Here is a 6,670-nt window from a genome sequence, read left to right on the forward strand (position 1 = left end):
GACATGGCCGCCCGCACGCCATCGCTGCACCACCGCATCCGGCTCGCTCTGGGCCACGCCTGGCGTATCCTCGGCGATCCCACACTCGCCGATCGACTCGATCGCCCGAGCCCCAGTGTCCAGGAGCACCGCACCGATCAGGCCGACGCGGCCCTACAGTTACTCGCACTGCTCCAGCGCGAGGGGCGCTTGGTCGACTTCCTGCAGCAAGACATCGAGGGCAGCGACGACGCGACACTCGGCGCCGCCGCCCGCATCGTCCACCAGGGGTGTCGTCGCGTGCTCGACGCGCACCTGCCGCTGGCCCCGATCAGCCAGGCGCCCGAGGGCGCCCGCATCACCCTCGAGCCCGGCTTCGACGCCAACCGGCTGCGCCCGAGCGGCGCCCTGGTCGGCGAGCCGCCCTTCACCGGCACCCTCGTGCACCCCGGCTGGGAGGTCCGCGCGATACGCCTGCCCACCCCCACCCCGGGCCAAGACCCACGCATCATCGCCGCCGCGGAGGTCGAGCTGTGAGCAGCCCACGCCATGCCGTTGGTATCGATCTCGGCACCACCCATTGCGCGCTCTCCTGGATCGACGCCGACAACAGCGAGGGCGAGCGAATCGCGCAGCACCAGCTGACCATCCCACAACTGACCGCCCCTGGCACCCTGGAGTCGCGCGCGCTGCTGCCCGCCTTCCTCTATCTGCCACACCGCGACGAACTCGATCCCGGCGCACTCGCCCTGCCCTGGCCGGCGGCGCCGACCCCGATCGCCGGCGCATTGGCGCGTACGCTCGGTCTCACCACCCCGATCCGGCTGGTGGCGAGCGCCAAGAGCTGGCTGTGCCACCCCGAGGTCGATCGCGAGGCGCCGATCCTACCGCTCGAGGCCCCGGACGCGATCGAGCGGATCTCGCCGCTGGCCGCGACCATGCAGTATCTCGCCCATCTGCGCGCGGCCTGGGACAGCGCCCATCCCCGGGACCCGCTCTCCGAGCAGGCGCTGACCATCACCGTCCCTGCCTCCTTCGACCCGGCCGCGCGCGAGCTCACCGCCGCCGCTGCGCGCGCCGTCGGGCTCGCCGACTTCACCCTGCTCGAGGAGCCGCAGGCGGCACTCTACAGCTGGATCGCGGCGAGCGCCGGCGGTTGGCGCGAACAGGTCGCGGTCGGCGACCTGATCCTGGTGATCGACGTCGGCGGCGGCACCACCGATCTCTCACTGATCGCCGTCGATGCGCGCGAGGGCGCGCTCGAACTGACCCGGGTCGCGGTCGGCGAGCACATCCTGCTCGGCGGCGACAACATGGACCTGGCGCTCGCCCACCGGCTGCGCGCCAAGCTCGCCGACGCCGGGGTCGAACTCGACCGCTGGCAGCTCCAGCAGCTCACCCACGGCTGTCGTGACGCCAAGGAGGCACTGTTCGCCGACCCCGCGCTGGAACGCCTGCCGGTGGTGCTGGCCAGCCGCGGCGCACACCTGGTCGGCGCCAGCATCCGCACCGAGCTGACCCGCGCCGAACTCGAAGAGACCCTGGTCGAGGGCTTCTTCCCCGAGGTCATGGCCGAGGCTCGCCCCCAGGGCCGCGCCCGCGCCGCGCTCACCCGGGTCGGCCTGCCCTATGCGCAGGACCCGGCGATCACTCGCCACCTGGCCGCCTTCCTCACCCGTCACCACCAGGCCGCAGCACCCGCGACGGCACTCGCACAACCGACGGCGGTACTGTTCAACGGTGGGGTATTCAAGGCCGAGGCGTTGCGCGAGCGGGTCATGAGCGTGCTCGCCGCCTGGCTGGCGCCGACCGGCGCGCCGCCGCGCCAGCTCAACGCCACCGACCTCGACCTCGCCGTCGCCCGTGGCGCCGCCTTCCACGCCCATGCCCGCCACCACGGTGGAGTACGTATCCGCGGCGGGACCTCACACGCCTACTATGTCGGTGTCGAGGGCGCAGCCCCGGCGGTGCCCGGGATCGAACCGGAGCTTGCCGCGCTCTGTCTGGTGCCGCTCGGGCTGGAGGAGGGTTCGCCTGCGGTGGCGCCGCCCCAGGCGTTCGGCCTGGTGGTGGGCGAGCCGGTGCGTTTTCGCTTCTTCGGCTCGGACCTCAGGCGTGAGGACCACGTCGGCGACCTGCTCGAAGCGTGGTCGCCGGATGAATTGAGTGAACTCGAGGAGGTCCAGGTCACCCTCACCGCGCACCGCCACCACCCCGGCGAGGTGGTCGCGGTGCGACTGCAGGCGGCAGTCACCGAGACCGGCACCCTGGAGCTGATCGCACTGCCGAGCGACGGCGGCGATGAGCGCTGGGCGGTGGCCTTCGACACCCGTGGCCGCCACGCCCGGCGCTAGGCGCCGCCCGCACCCGATACGATAAGGGGTACACTGGATGCGTTCGGCCGATGGCCACGAATCGCGCGCAACGACAGCCCCAGGAACCGAGTCGATGGCGAAACAGCCCACGGGATCGAAATCCAAGCCCAGCACCCGGCGGCGCCGCAGCGCGGCCACGCCCTCCGTGCCAGCAGCGCCGGAGCGCCTCAGCGCCTCGGTCGCGACACCGGAGCCGAGCCGCAGCGGGAGGAGTATTCGCGAACGACACGCCGCCGGGATCGACTCGGACCAACCGCAACGGCTGGACCAACTGGAACAGCCGGAGGCCGCCCCGGAGGTAGCCCAGACACCCGCGCCACCGGCCCCCGCACCGGAGCCCGAGCCGATGTCCTTACCCGCACCGACACGCCCCGAACTGTTCGTGGTCCACGTCTCCCCGGAGCTGGCCACCGTGGCCAAGGTCGGCGGGCTGGCCGACGTGGTCTTCGGCCTCAGCCGCGAACTGGCGATCCGTGGCAACCATGTCGAGATCGTGCTGCCGAAGTACGCCTCGATGCGCTACGACCAGATCTATGGCTTACACGAGGTCCACCGCGACCTCTGGGTACCCTGGTACGACGGGTCGATCCATTGCAGCGTCTACTTCGGCTTCGTCCACGACCGCAAGTGCTTCTTCATCGAGCCGCACTCGGGCGACGACTTCTTCGACCGCCCGGCGATCTACGGCTATCCCGACGACGTGCTGCGCTATGCCTTCTTTTCGCGCGCGGCCATCGAATTCCTCTGGCAAAGCGGCAAGCACCCGGATGTGATCCACTGCCACGACTGGCAGACGGCGCTGCTGCCGGTCTATCTCTACGAGTTCTATCAGCGCCTGGGGATGACCCATCCCCGGGTCTGTCTGACCATCCACAACTTCGCCCACCAGGGGGTGGTCGGCGGCGAGTTGCTACGCGCCACCGGGCTGCAGCACCCCGAGCGCTTCCATCACCACGACCGTCTCGGCGACCCGCGCTACCCGGGCATGCTCAACCTGCTCAAGGGCGGCATCGTCTATTCCAACTTCGTCACCACGGTCTCGCCGCGCTATGCCTTCGAGACCAAGGACCAGGGTCAGGGCTTCGGTCTCGAGGGCGTACTCCACGCCCACCAGGTCAAGTACGGCGGGGTGGTCAACGGTATCGACTACGACGTCTGGAACCCCGAGATCGACCGCCACATCCCAGCGCGCTACGGCCTCGAGACCATCGAGACCAAGTACGACGACAAGCGCGCGCTGCGCCAACGGCTGATGCTCGCCGACAACGAGAAGGCGATCGTCGCCTTCATCGGTCGGCTCGACCCGCAGAAGGGGCTCGAGCTGGTGCGCCACGCGATCTTCTACACCCTCGAGCGCGGCGCCCAGTTCGTGCTCCTCGGCTCCAGCCCGGACCCGGCGATCAACGCCGACTTCTGGGGGCTCAAGCGGATGCTCAACGACAGCCCCGACTGTCATCTCGAGATCGGCTTCGACGAGGAGCTGGCGCACCTGATCTATGCCGGCGCCGACATGATGCTGGTACCCAGTCGCTTCGAGCCCTGTGGCCTGACCCAGATGATCGCGCTGCGCTACGGCACCATCCCGGTGGTGCGTGCCACCGGCGGGCTGGCCGACACCGTGTTCGACAAGGACCACGCCGCCCGCCCGCTGCACGAGCGCAACGGCTATGTCTTCAACGACTACGACCTCGCCGGGCTGGAATCGGCCCTGGGCCGGGCGATCGCCTGCTACCGTGACTACCCCGGCGACTTCCGCGCGCTGATGCACAACGCGATGCGTACCGACTATTCCTGGAACCGTCCCGGTCAGGACTATCTCAACATCTACGACTACATCCGTAACGGCTGAGGGCGGCACCCGGCAGCAGTCAGTGGCGAGTAAGGATCATGCAATGAAGCTCTACAATCTCTTCCCCCGCCTCTGCGGCCCCTTCGAGGCGTGGACCCCGCACCTCGAGCGCGCCGCCGACCTCGGCTTCGATTGGGTGTTCGTCAACCCCATTCAGAAGCGTGGCCGCTCCGACAGTCTCTACTCGATCGCCGACTACTTCGCCATCAGCCGCGACTTCCTCCGTCCCGGCTCGCGCACCCCGCACAAGCGTCAGGTCCGCGCCATGATCGCCGAGGCCGAGCACCTCGGCATGCGGGTGATGATCGACCTGGTGATCAACCACTGCGCGATCGACGCCAAGCTGGTGCGCGATCACCCCGAGTGGTTCGTGCGCGAGGGCCAGCAGGTCGCCAACGCCGCCTGCGTCGAGGCCGACGGCACCCGGGTGGTGTGGGAGGACCTGGCGCAGTTCGACTGGCACCACACCAGCGATCGCGAGGGGCTGTTCGGCTACTGTCGGGAGGTGGTCGAGCACCTGATCGCGCTCGGCTTCCGCGGCTTCCGCTGCGACGCTGCCTATCAGGTCCCGGCGGCGGTCTGGCACCGGCTGATCGAGCACGTCCATCGCGACCACCCCGAGGTGGTGTTCGTCGCCGAGACCCTCGGCTGTTCGCCCGAGCAGACCCGCGAGACCGCCGCCGCGGGCTTCGACGCCATCTTCAACAGCGGCAAGTGGTGGGACCTCGCCTCGCCCTGGCTGCTCGAGCAGTACGACGCCACCCGCACCCTGGTGCCCTCGATCGGCTTCCCCGAGAGCCACGACACCGCGCGACTCTATGCCGAGTCCGGCGGCAACCCTCACGCCCTGGAACAGCGCTATCTGTTCGCCGCGCTGTTCTCCGGCGGGGTGCTGATGCCGATCGGCTACGAGTTCGGCTTCGCCCAGCCACTCGACGTGGTCACCACCCGACCGGCGGACTGGGAGGCGACCAATCTCGACCTCGGCAACTTCATCCGCCACGTCAACGCGGTCAAGGACGCCCACCCGGTGTTCCAAGGCGAGGGGCCAGTGCGCATCATCCCGCTCGACAACCCGGCGGTGCTGTTACTGCACAAGCGTACCGAGGACGGCGCCGGCGAGGCGCTGATCGTACTCAACAAGGACGTCGAACAACGCCAGTGGCTGCGCATCGACGACCTCTACCGCCACCTCGAGCACCCGGCGCCACTGCGCGATCGTTCCTTCCAGTGGGCGATGGACTATCTGCCCACCCCCTTCGAGTTCGAGCTGGGGCCGGGGATGGCACGGGTACTGGTCACCGGGGACTGAGCCCGCCCTCGACGTCGGGAAAGCGCCAGGTCGCCGGCCCGGTACGCTCGAGTCCGCGCAGCGGATCGTCCGGCCCCCGGCCATAGCGCAACAAGGCGACCAGATCGGCGCTCACCCGCGGGTTGGTGGTGAAGTAGCCGTGTCCGAAGAAGTCGGTGCGCCGCCCCTCGTAGCTGATCAGATCGATCCGCCCAAGGGTGGTGAGATAACGCTGCGCCCCCGGGCGGATACCCTCGAGGCTGATTCGCCCCACCCGGTCGCGACTACGGAACAGGATGCGCGAGATCAGCAGGGCGCGGTCGTGCGGCGAGGCATAGACCGTCAACCGCCCGGAGAGCAGTCGGGGCAGCGGCCGGGCGGCGCGCGCGCCGAGCAGCCCGGGATCGGAGGCGAAGCCGGTAATCTTCTGCGCGGCCAGATCGACATCGATGTCCGGGGACATCAACACCAGGTTGTCGATGCGATAGCGTGTCCGGGGCTCCTGCCCCTGGGTCAGGGCCTCGACCACCAGCTCGCGCAGCGCGTCGACCAGCACCAGGGAGCCACGACTGTGGGCGAGCAGCTGGATGCGTTCGAGCCCCGGGGTGGCAGCAAGCATGCGCAGCGTCTTCTTGAGGTGCTCGACGGCGTACTCTGCCGACTCGGTGGTAGCGGTGTAGGAGGTCAGCAGGTTGCCGCTCGCCGCCGCCGGCCAGGTGAAGATAGCGCAGACCGGCTCGCGGCCGAGGAAGTGGCACAACTCAGCGGCGGTGTAGGCGGCACTGGCGAAGGTCTCGTTGAAGCCGTGGACGTAGAGCAGCAACTCCTTGCGCGGCGCGGCGGCCAACCGCAGTCGCAACTGTTGCTGGAGGTCGGCGCGGGCGCGGGCGAAGCGACGCAGCTCGGCCGGGTCGAGGCGGACCCGATCGGCGGCGTCGCGGACGATGGCATAGGGCTCCTCGGGAAAGCGCCCGAGTTCCTCGACCCGCCCCAGCTCCAGGGTCACCGGTCGGGTGCGCCGCGCCAGCAGGCTCTGGCGCAATACCCCCGCACCGTCGAGCCCAGGGCCGATCCGCACCCGCGCGGTGCCATAGACCAGTCCACGTCGGCGCGCCGCGCCCAATGGGGCGGCGCCGCCCGGGCGCGGGCCCCCGGCACCCTGGGGGTTTTTTAGCA

At 69.6% G+C, this 6,670-nt stretch carries 5 protein-coding genes; 4 read left to right on the forward strand and 1 reads right to left on the reverse strand.

What is annotated here, in order from left to right; all coding sequences use genetic code 11:
* Positions 1–3 precede the first annotated feature (3 nt).
* The 4 genes from HF203_RS07880 (at position 4) to HF203_RS07895 (ending at position 5,515) form a co-directional block, all read left to right on the forward strand.
* Positions 4–516 carry a DUF2760 domain-containing protein gene (locus HF203_RS07880; RefSeq protein WP_168668396.1) on the forward strand — a complete coding sequence of 171 codons (513 nt, stop codon included), beginning with the start codon at positions 4–6 and terminating at the stop codon, positions 514–516.
* Positions 513–2,333, forward strand: a complete 1,821-nt coding sequence (locus HF203_RS07885; RefSeq protein WP_168668398.1) for an Hsp70 family protein — start codon at positions 513–515, stop codon at positions 2,331–2,333. The genes HF203_RS07880 and HF203_RS07885 overlap by 4 nt, the downstream gene beginning before the upstream one ends.
* A 94-nt stretch (positions 2,334–2,427) precedes the next feature.
* The gene (locus tag HF203_RS07890; RefSeq protein ID WP_168668400.1) at positions 2,428–4,203 is read left to right on the forward strand and encodes a glycogen synthase; all 1,776 of its coding nucleotides are present in this window, start codon (positions 2,428–2,430) and stop codon (positions 4,201–4,203) included.
* Between the two features lie 43 nt (positions 4,204–4,246).
* Positions 4,247–5,515: an alpha-amylase family glycosyl hydrolase gene (locus HF203_RS07895; protein WP_168668402.1), complete on the forward strand. Its 1,269-nt coding sequence runs from the start codon at positions 4,247–4,249 to the stop codon at positions 5,513–5,515.
* Here HF203_RS07895 and HF203_RS07900 read toward each other — a convergent pair.
* On the reverse strand, positions 5,502–6,670 hold a 1,169-nt coding region (locus HF203_RS07900; protein ID WP_246221697.1), incomplete at its 5' end, for an alpha/beta hydrolase. The two genes, HF203_RS07895 and HF203_RS07900, sit on opposite strands and share 14 nt — an antisense overlap.

Source organism: Marichromatium bheemlicum, assembly GCF_012276755.1.
In the GTDB taxonomy this organism is placed as follows: Bacteria; Pseudomonadota; Gammaproteobacteria; order Chromatiales; family Chromatiaceae; genus Marichromatium; species Marichromatium bheemlicum.

Excerpts from the sequence above, each read along its gene's own strand:
- HF203_RS07890 (WP_168668400.1), top strand. The coding sequence starts at position 2,428 with ATGGCGAAACAGCCCACGGGATCGAAATCCAAGCCCAGCACCCGGCGG.
- HF203_RS07895 (WP_168668402.1), top strand. The coding sequence starts at position 4,247 with ATGAAGCTCTACAATCTCTTCCCCCGCCTCTGCGGCCCCTTCGAGGCG.
- HF203_RS07880 (WP_168668396.1), top strand. The coding sequence starts at position 4 with ATGGCCGCCCGCACGCCATCGCTGCACCACCGCATCCGGCTCGCTCTG.